This is a genomic window from Rugamonas aquatica, assembly GCF_009380215.1.
GTDB classification, from domain to species: domain Bacteria; phylum Pseudomonadota; class Gammaproteobacteria; order Burkholderiales; family Burkholderiaceae_D; genus Rugamonas; species Rugamonas aquatica_B.
Window position 1 is genome coordinate 152,176 of the sequence record NZ_WHUG01000014.1, and the last position, 19,105, is coordinate 171,280.

Annotated in this window: 16 protein-coding genes; 9 read left to right on the plus strand and 7 right to left on the minus strand. The window is 64.2% G+C overall.

What is annotated here, in order from left to right:
- Nucleotides 1-8 precede the first annotated feature (8 nt).
- Nucleotides 9-1,019 (plus strand): inorganic phosphate transporter, encoded by a 1,011-nt coding sequence (locus tag GEV02_RS26300; RefSeq protein ID WP_152840861.1) that lies wholly within the window; start codon nucleotides 9-11, stop codon nucleotides 1,017-1,019.
- A 69-nt stretch (nucleotides 1,020-1,088) separates the two neighbouring features.
- Here the strand turns inward: GEV02_RS26300 and GEV02_RS26305 are convergent, their stop codons facing one another.
- Nucleotides 1,089-1,352 carry a hypothetical protein gene (locus GEV02_RS26305; RefSeq protein ID WP_152840862.1) on the minus strand — a complete coding sequence of 88 codons (264 nt, stop codon included), beginning with the start codon at nucleotides 1,350-1,352 and terminating at the stop codon, nucleotides 1,089-1,091.
- On the minus strand, nucleotides 1,349-1,759 hold the full coding sequence (locus tag GEV02_RS26310; RefSeq protein ID WP_152840863.1) for a hypothetical protein: 411 nt from the start codon (nucleotides 1,757-1,759) through the stop codon (nucleotides 1,349-1,351). The genes GEV02_RS26305 and GEV02_RS26310 overlap by 4 nt, the downstream gene beginning before the upstream one ends.
- Nucleotides 1,760-1,861: 102 nt before the next feature.
- Here GEV02_RS26310 and GEV02_RS26315 point away from each other — a divergent pair, with 102 nt between their 5' ends.
- Nucleotides 1,862-2,248 carry a hypothetical protein gene (locus GEV02_RS26315; RefSeq protein ID WP_174999350.1) on the plus strand — a complete coding sequence of 129 codons (387 nt, stop codon included), beginning with the start codon at nucleotides 1,862-1,864 and terminating at the stop codon, nucleotides 2,246-2,248.
- Here the strand turns inward: GEV02_RS26315 and GEV02_RS26320 are convergent.
- Nucleotides 2,225-2,824 (minus strand): TetR/AcrR family transcriptional regulator, encoded by a 600-nt coding sequence (locus tag GEV02_RS26320; protein ID WP_152840864.1) that lies wholly within the window; start codon nucleotides 2,822-2,824, stop codon nucleotides 2,225-2,227. The genes GEV02_RS26315 and GEV02_RS26320 overlap by 24 nt on opposite strands.
- Before the next feature lie 72 nt (nucleotides 2,825-2,896).
- Between GEV02_RS26320 and GEV02_RS26325 the strand changes: the two genes are divergently transcribed.
- Nucleotides 2,897-3,352: a nuclear transport factor 2 family protein gene (locus tag GEV02_RS26325; protein WP_152840865.1), complete on the plus strand. Its 456-nt coding sequence runs from the start codon at nucleotides 2,897-2,899 to the stop codon at nucleotides 3,350-3,352.
- A 12-nt stretch (nucleotides 3,353-3,364) separates the two neighbouring features.
- On the opposite strand, the gene GEV02_RS26330 is transcribed toward GEV02_RS26325, so the two are convergent.
- The gene (locus GEV02_RS26330) at nucleotides 3,365-3,766 is read right to left on the minus strand and encodes a type II toxin-antitoxin system VapC family toxin (RefSeq protein WP_152840866.1); all 402 of its coding nucleotides are present in this window, start codon (nucleotides 3,764-3,766) and stop codon (nucleotides 3,365-3,367) included.
- A complete protein-coding gene (locus GEV02_RS26335; RefSeq protein ID WP_328595921.1) occupies nucleotides 3,766-4,002 on the minus strand; it encodes an antitoxin in 237 nt (78 codons plus the stop codon). Before GEV02_RS26335 ends, GEV02_RS26330 begins: the two co-directional genes overlap by 1 nt.
- A 131-nt stretch (nucleotides 4,003-4,133) precedes the next feature.
- Between GEV02_RS26335 and GEV02_RS26340 the strand changes: the two genes are divergently transcribed.
- The 3 genes from GEV02_RS26340 (at nucleotide 4,134) to GEV02_RS26350 (ending at nucleotide 6,144) form a co-directional block, all read left to right on the plus strand.
- Nucleotides 4,134-4,934 (plus strand): metallophosphoesterase, encoded by an 801-nt coding sequence (locus GEV02_RS26340; RefSeq protein ID WP_328595919.1) that lies wholly within the window; start codon nucleotides 4,134-4,136, stop codon nucleotides 4,932-4,934.
- A gap of 10 nt (nucleotides 4,935-4,944) precedes the next feature.
- Nucleotides 4,945-5,412 (plus strand): GNAT family N-acetyltransferase, encoded by a 468-nt coding sequence (locus GEV02_RS26345; protein WP_152802650.1) that lies wholly within the window; start codon nucleotides 4,945-4,947, stop codon nucleotides 5,410-5,412.
- A 138-nt stretch (nucleotides 5,413-5,550) separates the two neighbouring features.
- Nucleotides 5,551-6,144: a hypothetical protein gene (locus GEV02_RS26350; protein WP_152840868.1), complete on the plus strand. Its 594-nt coding sequence runs from the start codon at nucleotides 5,551-5,553 to the stop codon at nucleotides 6,142-6,144.
- Here GEV02_RS26350 and GEV02_RS26355 read toward each other — a convergent pair.
- Nucleotides 6,027-8,384: a GspE/PulE family protein gene (locus GEV02_RS26355; protein ID WP_152840869.1), complete on the minus strand. Its 2,358-nt coding sequence runs from the start codon at nucleotides 8,382-8,384 to the stop codon at nucleotides 6,027-6,029. The genes GEV02_RS26350 and GEV02_RS26355 overlap by 118 nt on opposite strands.
- Nucleotides 8,385-8,395: 11 nt before the next feature.
- Nucleotides 8,396-9,292, minus strand: a complete 897-nt coding sequence (locus GEV02_RS26360) for an MBL fold metallo-hydrolase (protein ID WP_152840870.1) — start codon at nucleotides 9,290-9,292, stop codon at nucleotides 8,396-8,398.
- A gap of 208 nt (nucleotides 9,293-9,500) precedes the next feature.
- On the opposite strand from GEV02_RS26360, the gene GEV02_RS26365 reads away from it, so the two are divergent.
- From GEV02_RS26365 to GEV02_RS33170, 3 genes are all read left to right on the plus strand, one after another.
- A complete protein-coding gene (locus GEV02_RS26365; RefSeq protein ID WP_152840871.1) occupies nucleotides 9,501-11,126 on the plus strand; it encodes an HD family phosphohydrolase in 1,626 nt (541 codons plus the stop codon).
- 18 nt (nucleotides 11,127-11,144) lie between these two features.
- The gene (locus tag GEV02_RS26370; RefSeq protein WP_328595920.1) at nucleotides 11,145-13,424 is read left to right on the plus strand and encodes a CHASE2 domain-containing protein; all 2,280 of its coding nucleotides are present in this window, start codon (nucleotides 11,145-11,147) and stop codon (nucleotides 13,422-13,424) included.
- 253 nt (nucleotides 13,425-13,677) lie between these two features.
- A partial coding sequence (locus GEV02_RS33170) for a two-partner secretion domain-containing protein (RefSeq protein ID WP_217433162.1) occupies nucleotides 13,678-19,105 on the plus strand: 5,428 nt, incomplete at its 3' end.

The window sequence follows — 19,105 nt, forward strand, 5'->3', positions numbered from 1 at the left end:
CGTCCAATATGCATACCCTACAAATCAGCATCTACGTGCTGGGCCTGTTGATTGCCCTGGCGCTGGTGTTTGACTTCATGAACGGCTTCCATGACGCCGCCAATGCGATCGCCACCGTGGTGTCGACCGGCGTGCTCAAGCCGCAGACGGCGGTGGCCATGGCCGCGCTGTTCAACTTCATCGCCATCTTCGTGGTCGGCCTGCACGTGGCGTCCACGGTGGGCAAGGGCACCATCGATCCCGGCGTCGTCGATCAGTATGTGATCTTCGGCGCGCTGGTCGGCGCCATCGCGTGGAACCTGTTCACCTGGTACTACGGCATTCCATCGTCGTCGTCGCACGCGCTGATCGGCGGCCTGGTCGGCGCCGCGGTGGCCAAGTCCGGCACCAGCGCGCTGATGGGCGACGGCCTGCTGAAGACCGTCAAGTGGATCATCATTTCGCCGCTGATGGGCTTTGTGTTCGGCTCCATCATCATGCTGATCGTGTCGTGGCTGTTCGTGCGTTCGACGCCGCGCCGGGTCGACAAGTGGTTCCGCCGCCTGCAACTGGTGTCGGCCGCTTCGTACAGCCTGGGCCACGGCGGCAATGATGCGCAAAAAACCATCGGCATCATCTGGATGCTGCTGATCGCCGTCGGCCAGGTGCCGGTGGACGCGTCGGCGCCGCCGCTGTGGGTGGTGATCTCGTGCTACGGCGCGATCTCGTTCGGCACGCTGTTCGGCGGCTGGCGCATCGTCAAGACCATGGGCCAGAAGATCACCAAGCTCAAACCGGTGGGCGGCTTCTGCGCCGAAACCGGCGGCGCGATGACCTTGCTGATCGCCTCGCACTTCGGCGTGCCGGTCTCGACGACGCACACCATCACCGGCGCCATCGTCGGCGTGGGTTCGTCGCAGAAGATGTCGGCCGTGCGCTGGGGCGTGGCGGGCAACATCGTCTGGGCCTGGGTCTTCACGATACCGGCCTCGGCGTTTGTCGCCGCGCTGGCGTTCTGGGTCGGACACCACATCATGTAAAACAAAGGGAGCTTCGGCTCCCTTTTTTTTGCCTGTTCAGGCAGTGGCAGGCTTCAGTGGCGGGCGGTCTTAATGCCCTGATTCTGGGTTAATGCCGAGTCGCCGATAGGCTTCGTCGAGAATCTGTTGTTGTTCCGCATCCGGGAGGTCCGGCGGTAGCACCACGGTGGTTTTTTTACCGTGTTTATTCTTGAGTACGTAGGTGTAATCGTCTTCAGGTTTGCGAGGGAAGAATCGGGGAATTGCCCAGGCGCAGAAAATTGCGACCGTCATCGAACCTAGCATCCATGAGCCGATGTACAGTAATCCATCAACGACTACTGGCCAGTTCATTTTTTGAGCCCTCTCAAGACGTCAAAGAGCACTGCGATCAGCCAAAGTATAGCGCCGATTAAATTCGAGATTCGCTCGTTATCCGCCTGGGTAAACAGATCGTCGCGGCGAGCGAGGCTCAGATACAGGCTCACCGCCCAGACTGTTAAGCCTATCCACACGGCGAGGTTAGCTCTTTGCGCCCAGCAGTCTTCGTCGCGATCGAAGGAGATGATGCCTGGCGCATGCCGTTTTGTACCCTGAATCTCTCTGGCCCGCGTAAAAGGGAGCAGCATTCCCAAAGCCGCGCCACCGACCGTCGGCCCTATGAATGCAGTTGCCCCGGCGTCGTGCATGCTCTGGCGTAGTAAAAATTCCAGAATGGCCATCAGCCATGGAAATGCCCAGCTAAGAATTCTAGTTTCCATGTTGTCGCAGCGGGAATTGGAATTGCCACTGTAGGTCCGTTCTGGCTGCCGTGAGTTGATCTGGATTGCAGTAAAATCGGATATCCCTTTGACGGACGCAGCATGAAGAAAATTGATTTTCCAGAGTTGATGCAACTGGCTCAGGCTTCCGCCGCCATCACGGCGCCGTGCAGCTGCAATGCGGTGTCGCTGGCGGCCTGGCAGCGGCTGCCGACCTCGCTGGAGCTGGATCGCTTCGAAGAGATCGGCACGCTGATGGACGATCCGTACGATGAGCCGACCTTCTCCGAATTCCATCCGCACGGCACGCGCTACGAGAGCGACGACGCGCCCATCGCGCCGCGCTACTACCCGTGCAACCGCAGCCAGCTGGCCCGCTGCCTGGACTGCGGCCGCCACTACCTGCGCTACAACGAGGCGGGCGGCTACTTTACCGAGCTGCGCATCCGCGCGCTGCAACCCGGCTTACTGGTCGACGCCGCCCTGTAAGCCCAGCATGCGCGCCGCCATGGCGCGCGCCAGCACCGCCGGCGCGGGCACCGCTACCGGCAGATCCGTGAACGCCTCGTCGATCGCCAGGTTCGCCAGTCCGTGCGCCAGGCTCCAGCCGGTCAGCGCCAGTTCCGGGCCGCGCTCCGCATCGAAGGCCGTGGCCGCCATGACCAGCACATGGAACGCCGCCTCCGCCGCCTGCTTCAAATCGGGGTAGCGCGATTTCTGCGCCAGCAAGGGGCCGAACATCAGCCGGAACTGCGCCGGCCGCGCGCGGGCGAATTCCACATACACCTCGCAGATATCCATCAGCCGCACGCCCTGGCTGCGCGCGTGATCGGCATCGGCCGCCGCCATCGCCGCGGCCAGCCCGGCGAAGGCTTGCGCCGCCACGGCGGCCAGCAAATGCTCGCGGCTGGGGAAGTGGTGATACGGCGCGGCATGCGACACGCCGGCCGCCTTGGCGACCTCGCGCAAGGTCAGCGCCTGCGCGCCGTTCTGCGCCAGCAACTGGGCGGCGGCGTCGAGCAGGCTGTCGCGCAGATTGCCGTGGTGGTAGGGTTTGGCGCTCATAAAGTCATCTTGACATGAGAAAGATATCGTCGCACTATACAGATCTTTCTTGTGTAAAGATTGGAGGCGATCATGTACCACTTCATCGTTGGCCGCAAGTTGAGGAAGGCGTTCAGGGACATCAACGCGGGCGCCTACGAGCGCGTGCTGCCGCAGTTCTCCGCCGCTCACCGGCACCTGATGCACGGCCATCATCCCTTGGCCGGCGAGCGCCGCACGATGGCGTCGACGACGCAATGGTATGCGCGCCTGAAGCGGCTGCTGCCCGGCCTGCGCTTCGACATCGACGCCATCGCCGTCACCGGCTGGCCGTGGCGCACGGTCGCCACCGTGACGTGGAAGGACCGCTTCACGCTGCCCGACGGCAGCAGCGGCGCCAACCAGGGCGTGCATGAATTCGAATTGCGCTGGGGCCGCGTGCACAAGCTGGAAGTGCATTGCGATACGGCGAAACTGGAGAACTATTGCCGCCACATGGCCGCCGCCGGCATCGCCGAAGCCGCCGCAGCGCCGATCAGCGATGTCTGAAAAATGGCCTCCTTAGTCGAGCAACCAATTTTGAATGGTAATGCCGGGATAGGCAGCAAAATCCTTGACGTTATTCGTGACTAGCACCACGCCCAGCGCGCGGGCGTGCGCGGCGATCAGCTTGTCGAGTTGATCTCTTTTGCGCTCTCTGGTCGCCTGGCGTATTGGCCCGTAGGCTGACGCCGCCGTGACGTCAAACGCCACGACAGGAATTGATCTGGTGAGCGCAGTCAGGTGGCGTTGCTGGTTCACGCTGTCGCTGCTTGCCAGTACGCCATATTCAAGCTCAGCCAATGTGATGGCGGAGATCACCACGTCTCCCACGTAGCATTGGGCAAAGCGCTGCGCGATCGATGCTGGTTGATTCTTCATCAGGTAGATGCACATATTGGTATCCAACATGTACAGAACCATTACAGCTCCTCGCGTTCGCTTTGTTCTTGTGGCCCGCGACCTTCAGCCATAAAGTCGGGCGAGAACCTGGCGAATTTTTTCAATACGCCGGCCAGCGACCGCCGCACAGGCCTGATTCGAAGTTCGTCGCCTATTCGTTCGATTTCCAACGTGATATCTGTGCGCGCATATGCCAGCTCGGCGGGGATGCGAACCGCTTGCGAGTTCCCGTTTTTGAACGCTTTTGTCGTACGTATTTTCATCTCCGAAAAAAGCCGCCACAAAATATAGGCTATCATGCCGCCTCTTTACCCGTTTGATCGTTTTCCCCATGATAGTTCCCCGCAGCAAGCACTTTTCACCGCGCCGGAGCAAGCTGGAGGCGTTGGTGAATCTCGTCCTGATGGGGGGCGTGGTCAGTGCGCTGAGTTACCGCTGCGGCCTGCACGGCCGCCTCGGTGTGACCCGCCATGCGATCGCGCTGCCGGCCGGCAAACGCCTGCCGCGCCCGCTCAAGATCGCGTTTGCCTCGGATTTCCATGCCGGCCCGCCCACCCATCCGGGCATCTTCCATGACTTGTTTGCCGCCGTCGCCACCGAACAGCCGGACGTGCTGCTGCTCGGCGGCGACTACGTCTCCGGCCCGTCCGCCAATGTTGCCGTGATGTGCCCGCCATTGGCGGCCTGCCAGCCGCCGCTGGGCAAGTTCGCGGTGCTGGGCAACCACGACCTGTCGACCGACGACGCCGACATCTGCCGCCGCTTCGAAGCGGCCGGCGTGCAGATGCTGGTCAACCGCGCGCTGGCGCTGCCGGCGCCGTTCGACAACGTCGCCATCTGCGGCCTGGACGATCCCTGGACCGGCGAGCCCGACGCCGCAGCAGCCTTTGCCGGCGCCGCCGACGCCGCCGTGCGCGTGCTGCTGATGCACGCGCCGGACGGCCTGCTGTCGCTCGAAGGCCGGCAGTACGACGTCGCCTTCGCCGGCCACACGCACGGCGGCCAGATCGCGCTGCGCGACGGCACGCCGCTGGTGCTGCCGGCCGGCCCGCTGTCGCGTCCCTTTCATTATGGGCGCTTCCCGGTGCGCGGCAATGGCGAGCTGATCGTCAGTCGTGGCGTGGGTTGCAGCCGGATTCCGGTACGCATCAACGCCGATCCGGAACTGGTCATCTGTACTGTGCAATAATCTGCACACCATGCATACCGACATCCAACTCCAAACCGAAGATCCCGCCGCGCGCGACTCGCTGCTGTTGATGGAAGAGTTGTCGACGGCGCTCGAAGCCATCACCGGCGACAGCGGCAACGCTTCGTTCGACGCCAACGATGTCTACGGCCCGGCCGGCTGCTTCGTCGTGGCGCGCGACGCCAGCGGCCACGCGCTCGGCTGCGGCGCGCTGCGTCCGCTGGAGCCGGGCGTGGCCGAGATCAAGCGCATGTATGCGCGCCACGGCACCAGCGGTGTCGGCAGCGCCGTGCTGCGCTTCCTGGAAGACGAGGCGCTGGCCATGGGCTACCAGGCCGTGTGGCTGGAGACGCGGCTGGTCAACCGCCGCGCCGTCGATTTCTACGAAGCGCGCGGCTATCAGCGCATCGCCAATTACGGCAAGTACATCGGCAATCCGCTGGCGGTCTGCTTCGAAAAACAATTGCCCACGCCGTAACAGCTTGATAGCACGCCGGCCTTAAGCACACGTTAGCTGTCAGCCTGGTCTTACACGCAGATGGCCCGTGCGCTGCTTACGTGCAGGCCTGAAGCTTGCGACAATGTTGCCTGAATTTTAAAGAAGACATTGGCTATCATGAAAATCATCGATCAGCGCTACCTCGCCAGCGACAACCGCTATTCCTCCCAACCCTGCCTGCTCAGCATACTGGAGCTGGACCGCGACACGCCCACGCCGGCCGCCATCAGCGCGCTGGAGCGCCGTCTGCAAGCGATCCTGCCGGGCCTGCGCCGCCAGCGCAACCTGGTGGGCAAGCGCTGCGCCGACGTGCCGCCGCTGGTGCAACTGGTGCAGCAGGTGGCGATGGAATTGCGCCGCCTGGCCTTCAATGAAGTGACCCTGGGTTTTGTCGGCGTGGTGCCGCACATGCGCGGACGCTACCGCCTGGTGCTGCCGTATTCGGCCAAGGCCGCCGTCGCGCCGGCGCTGGCGATGGCCACGCAGCTGGTGGACCGCCAACTGGCCGGCCGCGCCTTCAATCTGCAAGCCGGCCTGACGCGCCTGCGCGCGCTGGCCGACCGCCGCACCATGCCGCGCAACGGCAAGCGCGGCTACTTGATGCAGACTGCGCGCACCATCTTGATGTCGGTAATGCCCAACAAGACTTTCTCGATGCCGTCCATCTTCAAGGTCAGCATGCCGTCTTCCAGCGCGGCCGCCAGCAGCTGAGCTACGCGCGCATGTTCCTGCAGCAGCTTCTTGACCTTGTCGCTGCCTATCATCAGCTCATGCAAGCCGACGCGGCCCTTGTAGCCCTTGTTGCACTCGTCGCAGCCGACCGCGCGGTATAGCGTGAACTTGCCGTCCTTGGCATAGCGCTGGCGCCAGCCGTCCAGCACGGCGGCGCGGCCGGCGGCGCCGTCCTTGATGAAGCTGTCGGTGTTGAGCAACTCTTCGCAAAACTCCGTCAACAGCAGCTTCAGTTCTTCCTCGCTGGGCTGGTAAGCCTGCTTGCACTTGCCGCACAGGCGCTTGGCCAGCCGCTGCGCCAGGATGCCCAGCAGCGCGTCGGCGAAGTTGAACGGATCCATGCCCATGTCCAGCAGCCGCACGATGGATTCCGGCGCGCTGTTGGTGTGCAGCGTGGCGAATACCAGGTGGCCCGTCAGCGAGGCTTCGATGCCCATGCCCACGGTTTCCTTGTCGCGCATCTCGCCGACCATGATGATGTCCGGATCGGCGCGCAGGAAAGCCCGCATCACGGTGGCGAAGTCCAGCCCCGCCTTGCGGTTGACCTGCACCTGGCGCAAGCCTTTCTGCGTGATCTCGACCGGGTCTTCGGCGGTCCAGATCTTGGTGTCCGGCGTGTTCAGATAGTTCAGCACCGAGTGCAGCGTGGTGGTCTTGCCGGAGCCGGTCGGGCCGCAGACGAAAAACAGACCATACGGTTTCTCGATGGTGGCGCGCAGGCGCTCCAGGTTGAACGGCAGCACGCCCAGCTTGTCGAGCGGGATCGGTTCGCCGGCCGCCAGTATCCGCATGACGATGTCCTCGACGCCGCCGGCCGACGGTATCGTCGCCACCCGCAGCTCGATGTCCAGCGGGCCGTACTTCTTGAACTTGATCTTGCCGTCCTGCGGCTTGCGCCGCTCGGAGATGTCGAGGTCGCACATGATCTTGACCCGCGCCACCAGCGCGCTGCGGTAGGACGCCGGAATCTCGATGTAGGGCACCAGCGTGCCATCCTTGCGGAAACGGATGCCGGTCTTGCCCTTGCCGGGCAAGGGCTCGATGTGGATGTCCGACACGCCCTGGCGGTAGGCGTCGACGATGATCTTGTTGAGCAGCTTGACCAGCTCGTTCTCCACCGCCTCCGACACTTCGACCGAGCCGCCTTCGCTGTCGGCGTCGTCGTCGTCCATGCCCGACAGCAGTTCGCCGACGCTGCCCATGTCGCTGGTGGCGCCGAAGAAGTGCTCCAGCATCTGCCGGAACTCGCGGTTGCTGGTGACGCGGTACACCGGCTTGGCCTTGGGGAAGATCTGGTTGACGATGTGGGTGTGCGCCACCCGGTCCGGGTCCAGCGCCACCACCAGCATGCCGTCCTTGCTGTCCTCCAGCGGCATCCAGCCGGATTCCTCGACGTACTGGCGCTTGAGGTTTTTCAGCAGTTCCACCGGCTTGACGCGGTCGGCCCGGAAATGCTCGTAAGGCACGTTGAAGTGCCGCTCCAGCGAGGCGCCGATGGCCGCCAGCTTGACCTGGAATTCATCGATCAGCACATCCTCGACATCGAGCTCCTTCTTGCGGGCCGAACGCGTGGCCAGTTCCAGCTCCGGCAGCGACAGCACCGCGTCCGTCACCAGTCCGTCATATTTGGTGCGTACCATCTGCGGTGGTTTCATGCGCTGGCTGAAGGCCACCGACAGCGTATCGCACAGCTCCTTCACGCCGGCCTCGGCGATGGCGGAGAAGGGGCAGCGGTCGCGGTTGTTGATGAACTGGACCACGCCCAGCAGCTCGCGCGATTGCACCGAGATCAGCGGCGCCACCAGCATCTGCTTGGTGCGGTAGCCGGTGCGCTGGTCCACGCCCTGCTGGAAGCGCAGCTCCGGCGAATAGCGCGACAGCTCGGCCTGGTCGTAGACGTCGGCGATGTTGACGGTCTTGCGGGTCAGCGCGACGTAGCCGGCGATGGAGGCCGGCGTCACCGCCAGCTTGAGGTCGCGGAACGAGGTCAGTCCGGTCTTGACCTTGGAAACGATGTAGTCCTTTTCATGGTCCATCGCGTACAGCGTGAAGCGGTCGCAATTGAACAGGTCGCAGAACTCCATGCCGAGGTCGAGCATGATCTCGTCCAGGTTGCTGGTGGCGTGGATCTTGGTCGTTACCGTTTGCAGTTTCTGGAAAAACGCCAGCCGCAGGTCGACATCGCTGGGGCGTGGACTGGGGTTGCCGGCGTCGTTCATGATCGCTTTCGCTAGGTCAGTAGAACTTCCATGCCTTCATAAGCGAGGAAGACCTTCAGGTTGCCCAGCAGCGGCGCGTGGCGCGCCATGACATCGGCGAACACGGCTTCGAGTTCGTCGTCGCTGCGGGTCGGTTCATGATGGGTGCAGTATAGCGCTTTGGCGCCGGTGCGCAGCGCCATGGCGAAGGCGGAATCGAAGGTGCCGTGGCCCCAGCCCTGCTTGGCCGGGTACTCTTCGCGCGTGTAGGAACAGTCGACGATCAGCGCGTCGACGCCTTGCACCACGGCGTCGATGGCGGCGTTGCGTTCCGCCATCCACAGTTCGTAGGCGGCGTGCTCCGCGTGGCCGGGCGGATGGATGTTGTAGTGCGGCTCATGGTCGCCGGTGAAGAACACGGACTTGCCGTTGCATTCGATACGATAGCCGAGGTCGGTCACCGGATGGTTCATCACCACGTTGTGCACCGTCGCGTCGCCGACCTGGACCGGCTCGTCGATGTTGAGCGTCTGGTATTCGATGGTGGCGTCCATCTGGGTTTCGCTGACCGGGAAGTAGCTGTTCTGCAGCTGCACACCCATCACATGCTCGATGCCGTTGCCGGTGACGGGATCGGTCACGCCATGCAGGCGCACGCGGCTGTCGCGCACGAACAGCGGCGTGAAGAAGGGCAGGCCGTGGATGTGGTCCCAGTGGCTGTGGGTGATGAAGATGTTGGCGTGGATGGGCGCTGTTTTGTTTTGCAGCAGGGACTGGGCCAGCGAGAATATGCCGGTGCCGCCATCGATGACGATCAGGGTGTCGTTGTCGGTGCGAACTTCGATGCAAGTGGTGTTGCCGCCATAACGCGCAGTGCGCGGGCCGGGGGAGGGTATGGAACCGCGCACTCCCCAAAAAATAAATTTCATACAAAGTCCCTGTTTTTTTCGCTCTATGCTACGGCCGATGATAGCTTTTTTTCACGGTAACAGGGAAAAACCCGACACTGGCCGAGGTAATTTTGTGTCATGGACCATTTCCCGATGTACAACAGCTTGCGCCGGAGCTACACTTCCAAAGTACCCTGCGCGTCTTGCGGCAGCGAACGCTTTCCCAACAGGTATTGAAAAAACAACCATGCAAGAGTTGAATCAAACGCAGATCGCCCAGCGGCTGGACCAGCTGACCGAACTCAGTGTCCAGCTGGGCAGCAGTCACGATACCGAGACGCTGCTGGAGCGCATCCTGATCGTTGCCAAAAGCATGACCAACGCCGACGGCGGCACGCTGTACCGGCCCAGCGAGGATAAACGTTACCTCGATTTCACGATTCTGATCAACGACACGCTGCAGACCCACCAGGGCGGCGTCAACGGCGCGGCCATCACGGCGCCCGGCGTGCCGCTGTTCGACGACAACGGCGAGAAGAACCTGGCCTCGGTGGCGGCCTACGCTGCGCACTTCGGCCTGTCGGTCAACATCGAGGATGTCTACAAGGCCGACGTGTTCAACTTCTCCGCCATGGTCAAGTTCGACCAGTTGCGTCACTATCATTCGCAATCGTTCCTGACGGTGCCGATGAGCGACCACGAAGGCGAACTGGTCGGCGTGCTGCAACTGATCAACGCCAAGGACGACAGCGGCGCCATCCGCGCCTTCAGCCAGACCGACCAGCGTTTCATCGAAGCCCTGGCGGCGCAGGCCGCCGTCGCGCTGACGCACCAGCGCCTGATCGCCCAGTTGGAAGAGCTGCTGGAATCCCTGGTCAACCTGATCAACATCGGCATCGATGAAAAATCGCCATACACGGGCCGCCATTGCCAGTTCGTGCCGGAGCTGACGATGATGCTGGCCGAGGCCGTGCACAACGCCGAGACCGGCCCGATGGCCGATTTCCGCATGACCGACGCCGACCGCAAGGAACTGTGGCTGGCCGGCCTGCTGCACGACTGCGGCAAGATCACCACGCCGGTGCACGTGGTCGACAAGGCCACCAAGCTGGAAACCATCTTCGACCGCATCGCCCTGATCGACACCCGCTTCGAAGTGCTGCTGCGCGACGCCGAGATCGCCGCGCTGAAGCGGCAACTGGCGGCGGGCGGTGATCAGGCCGCCGTCGCTGCCATCGGCCAGGAGCTGGCTGAACTGCAAGCCACGCTGCGCGCCGAGCGCGACTTCATCCGCGACGCCAACGTCGGCGGCGAGGGCATGCAGGCGGCCGACCAGGAGCGCGTGCGCGCAATTGCCCAGCGCCGCTGGACCGGCCCCGACGGCGTCGAACGCGACTTCCTCGATGCCGACGAGGTGATGAACCTGACCATCAAGTTCGGCACGCTGACCGAGCCCGAGCGCAAGGTCATCAACAACCACATCTCGATGTCGATCCGCATGCTGGAGGCGCTGCCGTGGCCCAAGCATCTGAAGAACGTGCCGGAATACGCCGGCGGCCACCACGAGCGCATGGACGGCAAGGGCTATCCGCGCGGCCTGACCAAGGAGCAGATGTCGGTGCAGGCGCGGTTGATGGCGATCGCCGACATCTTCGAGGCGCTGACCGCCCGCGACCGTCCGTACAAGAAGGGCAAGATGCTGTCGGAATCGCTGCGCATCTTGGGCAACTTCTCGCTCAACGGCCACATCGATCCCGACCTGTTCGACATCTTCATCCGCAGCAAGATCTATCTGGAGTTCGCCCACAAGAACATGGACGAAAAACAGATCGATTTCATCGACGAAGCCCAGATCCCCGGTTACACGCCTTAAGCCGGGCAAGGAGAGCGCGTGCGCCTGTTCCCCGCCAAGTGGGCCAAGACCCTGCTGAAGTACGGCCCGCGCTGGCTGCTGGGCATCCTGGTGACGGCGTTCGGCGTGGCCTACACGGCCGGCGTGGTCGAGATCGACGCCGTGCGCCGCCTCGACAGCCTGCTGGCCGGCGAGCGCATGAAGCTCGAAGCGCCCGTGCTCGACCCCCGCATCGTCATCGTCGACATCGACGGCAAGGCCCTGACCGAAGTGGGGCGCTTTCCGTGGAGCCGCAACATCCAGGCGCGGCTGGTCACGCAGCTGACCCAGCGCTACCAGGTCAGCGCCATCGGCTTCGATATCTCATTCCCCGAGCCGGACACCAGTTCCGGCTACGGCGTGCTGGAGCAGCTGTCCAACGGCGAGTTGAAGGATGTGCCGGCGCTCAGGCAGCGGCTGGCAACGCTGAAGCCGGCGATGGACTACGACGGCCTGTTCGCCGGCGCGCTCAAGGGGCAGCCGGTGGTGCTGGGCTTTAATATGTCGGCCGACCAGGTCAAGGGCCAGCTGCCGGCCCCCATCATCACCGAGCAGGATTTGAACGGGCGCGAACTGCTGGCCTATTCCGCGCCCGGCTACGAGGCCAACATCGGCGTGCTGCAAAGCGCGGCCGCCGGCGCCGGCAGCTTCAGCGTGGTGACCGACCTGGACGGCATCGTCCGCACCGCCGGCCTGATACAGCAGGTCGGCGACAACTACTACCCGGCGCTGTCCTTGGCGACGGCCGGCGTCTACCTGAAGGCGCTGGCGATCAAGCCCTTCCTGTCGCAGACGGTCGACCAGCTGTCGCAAAACCAGCTGTCCAGCGGCGGCTTCGATTCGGTCACGATCCTGCTGCCCGGCAAGCGGCAGCGGGTGATTCCGGTCGGCGAGGCGATGACCACCGTGGTCCAGTTCCGCGGCCAGGGCGGCCCGCGCGGCGGCGCCTTCCGCTACGTGTCGGCGGCCGACGTGCTGGCCGGACGGGTGCCGGAAGCGCTGCTCAAGGGGACCATCGTGCTGGTCGGCACCACCGCGCCCGGCCTGGTCGACTTGCGCGCCACGCCCGTCAACCCGGAATATCCGGGGGTGGAAATCCATGCCAACATCATCAAGTCCATCCTCGACATGCGCTTCAAGTCGCGCCCCGACTGGGCCGGCGCGATCGAGGGCATCATCATCCTGCTGGTGGGGCTGGCGCTGAGCCTGGCGCTGGCGGCGCTGTCGCCGCTGCGCTCCATCCTGCTGGGCGCGCTGGTGCTGGGCGCGGCGGTCGGCGTCAACTACTACGCCTACAGCGAACTGAACCTGATCTTCAACCTGGCCATGCCGCTGATCGTGATCTTCGCCGTGTTCGTGCTCAACGTCGCCTGGGGCTATTTCTTCGAGGTGCGCAAGGGGCAGGCGCTGGTGTCGCGCTTCGGCGAATACGTCGCGCCCGAGCTGGTGGCCGAGATGGCCGACGATCCCGAAAAATACAATATGGACGGCGAGAGCCGCGAGCTGACCGTGCTGTTCGTCGACGTGCGCGGTTTCACCACCATCTCCGAAGGGCTGACGCCCAAGCAGCTGCGCGAATACATCAACCTCTACCTGACGGCGATGTCGGAAGACATACGCGACAGCCATCGCGGCACGCTCGACAAGTACATCGGCGACGCCGTCATGGCCTTCTGGGGCGCGCCGGTGGCGTTTGCCGACCACGCCAGCCGCGCGGTGGCCACCTCGCTGCTGATGCAGGCGTCCGCCCACCGCCTCAACGACGACTTCGTGGCGCGCGGCTGGCCGCCGCTGAAGATAGGCATAGGCCTGAACTCCGGCCTGATGCACGTGGGCGACATGGGCTCGAAAATCCGCCGCGCCTACACCGTCATGGGCGACGCCGTGAACCTGGGCTCGCGGCTGGAAGGCATCACCAAGGTCTACGGCGTCGGCATCGCGGTGGGCGAGGCGACCCGCGCCGCCGCGCCGGAGTTCGCTTATCGCGAGCTGGACCTGGTGCGGGTCAAAGGCAAGAACGAACCGGTGGCGATTTTCGAACCGATTGTGCTGGAAAAAGACCTCGATGCCGCCACCCGCGGCGAGCTGGAACGCTGGCATACGGCCCTCGCTGCGGTGCGCTTGCAACAATGGGATCAGGCAATGCAGATTATCATTGATTTGTCGGCAACATTTCCAGAGCGCAGCCTTTATTCCCTCTATACTGAGCGCATCACTTACTACCGAGCACATCCTCCCGGCGTGGACTGGGACGGCGTCACCACGTTCGAAACCAAATAGTAAAAAAAGCTCAAAGATGATGGCGAAATAAGAAAACGCAATCTAGCCACAAGCTGGGAAAAAAACTGTCTTCCGGACAGCAAAAAAAGTGGCGGCCACGACAAAGAAGACTACACTGGTAGGAACATTAGTTTCCCAGTGGCTATACTTTGCGGGGTGCTTTTATCCCTCCTGCACAACCAACCTGAAAACTCGCCTGCGGGGCATCATGGCGCCCACGGGCACGAATCCACACCGGATAGAGGATGTCGTTATGAAAGCCCAGACCAGCCGCTCCCCACAACGCCGCGCCGCCGCCGCGCCGCTGCGCCGCAAACTGATCGCCGTGCTGGTGGCCACGTGCTACTCCACGGCGCAGGCTGGTCCGGTCAACCCATCGGTGGTGGCGGGGCAGGCCAGTTTCAACCTCACGGGCAAGACTTACTCGATCACCAACACGCCCAACACCATCATCAACTGGCAGAGCTTCTCGCTGGCCTCGGACGAGATGGCGCGCTTCATCCAGCAGAGCGCCGACAGCAAGGTGCTCAACCGCATCACCGGCCAGGATCCGACGCGCATCCTCGGCTCGCTGCAATCGAACGGCAAGGTGTTCCTGATTAATCCGAACGGCGTGATCTTCGGCGCCGGCTCGCGGGTGGATGTCAACGGCCTGGTCGCGTCCAGCCTGGCGATTTCGAACGCCGATTTCCTGGCCGGTAAAAACAACTTCAGCGGCAGCGCCACGGCGGGCAAGGTCAGCAACGCCGGCGCGATCACCACGCCGTCCGGCGGCCAGATCTTCCTGGTTGCGCCGGCGGTGGAAAACAGCGGCGTGATCTCGTCGCCGAACGGCGAAGTGGTGCTGGCGGCGGGACATAGCGTGCAGCTGTTCGATTCGAAGGATCCGAACGTGCAGGTGGTGGTGTCGGCGCCGGCCGACATGGCGCTGAACCTGGGGCAGATCGTGGCGCAGGGCGGCCGCGTCGGCGTGTACGGCGCGCTGGTCAGCCAGCGCGGCGGCATCAGCGCCAACAGCGCGGTGCGCGGCGCCAACGGCCAGATCATCCTGAAGTCCAGCGGCACCACGCTGCTGGAGGCGGGCAGCACGACCACCGCCACCGGCAGCAATCTGAACACGGGCGGCGATATCCAGCTGCTGGGCGCGCAGGTGGGCTTGACCGGCAATGCCACGGTCGACGCCAGCGGCGCGGCGGGCGGCGGTTCGGTGCTGGTCGGCGGCGATTACCAGGGCAAGAACGCGGCGGTGCAGAATGCGCAGCAATCGTATGTGGGCAAGGAGGCTGTCATCAAGGCGGACGCCACGGGCTACGGCGACGGCGGCAAGGTCATCGTCTGGAGCGACAAGGCGACGCAGATGTTCGGCAGCATTTCCGCGCGCGGCGGCGCGGCCGGCGGCAATGGCGGCTTCGTCGAAACCTCGGGCCACTACCTGGACATGCAGGGCAACGTCGATACCCGCGCGCCGAAGGGCGCCACCGGCAATCTGCTGCTCGATCCTACCAACATCTTTATCGCATCCGGCAGCGGCGACGCCATCACCCAGGGGATGGTGTCGACCGGTTTCGGTGCGTTGTCGGGCAGCGGGCCTTTCCTGGAGATCGGTCTGTTCCAGGATTCCTTGCTGTTGACGGGGACGCTTCAAACTGCGTTGAACAACAATACCGTCACGGTCAGCACGGCCAACGTCAAGGGCACCGGCAGCGGCGATATCACGGTGGCGAGCGCGCTCGTCTTCGCCAACGGCGGCACGCTGTCGTTGAACGCCGACCGCGATATCAAGCTGAAGGCGCCCATCACCGGCACCGGCGTCAACCTGGCGCTGACCGCGGGCCGCACCATCGACCAGTCCACCCAGCCTATCGATGCGCTGACCATCCAAAGCCTCAACGCGATGGCCGTCACCGACATCAAGATGGACAACGAATTCAACACCATCGGCGGAGCGGCTGCGCTGCAGGCGACCAATGGCAACGCGACACTGACGGCGGTCAACGTCAACCTCGGCAACAGCAACATCGGCGGCACGCTGGCGGTCAAGGCCAAGAACGGCGATCTCACCGTCAGCGGCAACGTCAGCAGCGGCGGCGACATGACGCTGACGTCGACCAAGGCCAACGGCCTGATTACGCTGAACAACGGCGTTGCGGTGGGTTCTTCCGCCGGCAATATCACCGTGACGGCCGACAACATGGCGCTCAACGGCACGCTGTCTGCCATTACCGGACATGGTGTGCTGCTGACGCCGTACACGCCCTCCACCGAGATTCAAGTCGGCGTCGGCGCCGCCGATGCCAGCGGGGTGCTGGGCCTGAGCCAGACTGAACTCAGGAATGTCAGCCTGCCGGTCAACGGCTCGCTGACCGTAGGCGGCGGCTCCGGCGGCCCCGGCAACGGCACCAGCGGCCTGACCGTGGTCGGCAATCTGGATCTGACCGGCGGCCTGAATGCCGGCAGCCTGACGCTGCAAACCGGCGGCGGCGACCTGACCATCAACAACGGCGCCGCCATCGCCAACACCGGCGTCATCAGCCTGCAGACGCCGTTCAGCGGCGATCACCATATCACCAATAACGGCAGCGTCACCTCAGCCGCCAACATCAATCTGAACGGCGCCCGGATGACGCTGGCGAACGGTTCACTGAACGGCACTGCCGTCAGCCTGTACACCACCAACGCGGTCAATCTGGGTCTGGCCGACGGTCCCTCCAGTACGCTGGCACTGAGCAGCGCCGACCTGGCGAGCGTGAACGCCAGCGACGGCGCGCTGCTGGTCACTTCCACCGCCGGCAATATCGTCGTCAGCCAGCCGATGACGTCGGCCAACAAGCTGACGCTGACTGCAAACGGCAACATCGACCTGCAAGCGGCGCTTACGCTGGGCGGCCTGACGCTGCATGCTGGCAGCAACGTCACCGCCACCGGAGGCGTCACCGTCAACGGCGTATTCAACCTGGACGCCGGCAACTGGTCGCAGATCGGCAGCCTGCCTGCCTTCAGCGCCTACGATTTCCGCATCGGCAGCGGCGGCAACTTCGTGCGCGCGGCCGCCGGCGACGGCAGCAGCGGTTCGCCATTCCAGCTGGTCGACGTGTATGGCCTGCAGGGCATGGGCTCGCTGTCGAGATCCAGTCAGTCCTACGTGCTGAACAACGATATCGACGCCAGCGAGACCGCGCACTGGAACCAGACCGGTCCCTCGGCCTTTTCCGGCTTCAAGCCGATCGGCGACCTCGACCACTCTTACTCCGGCACCTTCAACGGCAATCACAACACCATCAGCGGCCTGAACATTTATCGCCCGACCAGCAACCATGTCGGCCTGTTCTCGGTGCTGGGTTCGGGCACGATACAGGACGTCAAACTGACCGACGCCACGGTCGAGGGCAACGGCTACACCGGCCTGCTGGTGGGCAGCATCAACAACGGCGGCAGCGTCAGCGGCGTCGCCATCGAAGCCAACGTCATCGGCAACGACGCCTATGTCGGCGGCCTGGCCGGCTATTCCACCGGCAGCATCAGCAATTCCTACGTGGTCGGCAACGTGACCGGCAGGACCGCCAACAGCACCGGCAAGACCGGCGGCCTGCTGGGCGGCCTGGACACATACGGCAGCTTGAGCACCACGTATAGCAGCGGCACCGTCAAGTCCAACAGCGACGACATCGTCAACGCGCTGGTCGGCGACGGCGGCAACGGCGGCTCGCTTACGAACAGCTTCTTCCTGACCAGCGGTCCCACCAGCGACAGCGCCGGCGCCGTCGGCCTGACCAGCACGCAGATGATGCAGCAGGCCAGCTTCGCCGGTTTCGATTTCGCCAGCGCGCCGGTATGGCGCATCTATGAAGGCCACACCACGCCGCTGCTGAAGGCCTTCCTGACGCCGCTCACCGTCAACGTCACCGGTCCCGGCTCCACCAAGGTGTACGACGGCCTGCCGGGCAGCTACGCCCAGGCCTATACCCATCCCGATGTCAGCGGCGCAATGGGGTATATCGGCGGCGTCAACGTCGGCACCTACCAGATCGCCACCGGCCTGTATTCGACCAAGTACGACATCAGCTACAGCGGCTCGGCGCCGCTGGTCGTCACGCCCGCCACGCTGAGCGTCAACCTGCTCAGCCGGGAGTACAACAGCAACAACAACGCCACGCTCAGCGGCGCCACACTGAGCGGCGTGCTGCATCAGGGCGAAGGGCCGCTCGATGTGGTCACGCTGGTCGCCGGCGAAGGCAGCTCCGTCCACTATGCGGACAAGAATGTCGGCGTCGACAAGACCGTCACCCTCAGCGGCTCCGCGCTGGGCCTGTCCGGCGCCAACGCCGGCAACTACGTGCTCGGCGCGACCCCCAGCATCAAAGGCACGATCACGGCGCGGCCGTTATCGACCTGGACCGGCAACAGCAGCAACGGCCTGTGGAGCGACGCCGGCAACTGGCAGGCGAACATCGCGCCGGACGGCGCCAATGTGCTGGCTGCGAGCATCGGCGCCGGCGCCGGCACCGTCACCTACACCGGCAGCGGGGGCGACGCCACGCTGAACACCGTCACCGTCGGCAACGGCAGCCAGCTGGCGCTGACCGGCGGCACGCTGACGATTGCCAGCGGCGGCGGCAAATCCTACCTGACCGGCGCCACGCTCAACCTCAACGGCGGCGGCCTGGCGCTGAACGGCGCGATGGAGGCGACCAACGTGACGTTGACCAGCGGCGTGCTGAGCGGCACCAACAGCGCCGCCAACCTGACCGTCAACAACCTGACGCAGACCGGCGGCAGCATCAATATGAGCGGCTCGCTGACCCTCAATTCCTTCAGCAACATCGCCATCGGCGGCCTGCGGGCGCAGAACGGCATCACGCTCAACGCCGGCGAGAGCGGGTCGATCAGCCAGACCGGCGCGCTGATAACGGACAGCCTGCACGTCATGGCCAGCAGCGGCGTCACGCTGACCAACACCGGCAACCATGTGGGCGCCTTCTACGGCACCAATGGTTCCGGCGGCATCCAGCTCAACAACACCGTCGCCAGCGGCGAGCTGGCGCTGGGGCCGCTGAGCTCTTACAGCGGCAACATCGTCATCGACAACCACGGGGCCATCCATGTCAACGGCGCCATTGTGGCGAGCAACGGCGGCAACGTGTCGATCGCCGCGCACAGTCCGGTGACGATCAGCGACAGCATCACGGCGAATGACATTGCGCTGTCGGCCAGCACCGACATCACGCTGAACGGTAGTTCGAACCTGCAGGCCAACAACACCATCAGCCTGGCCGCCGTCAACAACATCGTGCTGGGTGGCCATTTGGCGGTATCGGCGAGCGGCAGCATTTCAGCGGTCGCCACCAACGGCAGCATCAGCGTTGACGGTTCCGCCGACATCAACAGCCACGGCGGCGCGGTCTCAATGGCAGCACCGTTCGGTTCGGTGAGCCTGGCATCTGTGACGCTCAACGGTAGTGTGCCGAATATTAACTCCGGTAACGCCGCCGCCCAGGCCGCCGCAGACGCTGCCGCCAAAGCCGCCGCCGATGCCGCTGCCAAGGCCGCCGCCGATGCGGCTGCCAAAGCCGCAGCCGACGCCGCCGCCAAGGCCGCCGCCGATGCGGCTGCCAAAGCCGCAGCCGACGCCGCTGCGGCTGCCAAAGCCGCAGCCGACGCCGCCGCCAAGGCCGCCGCCGATG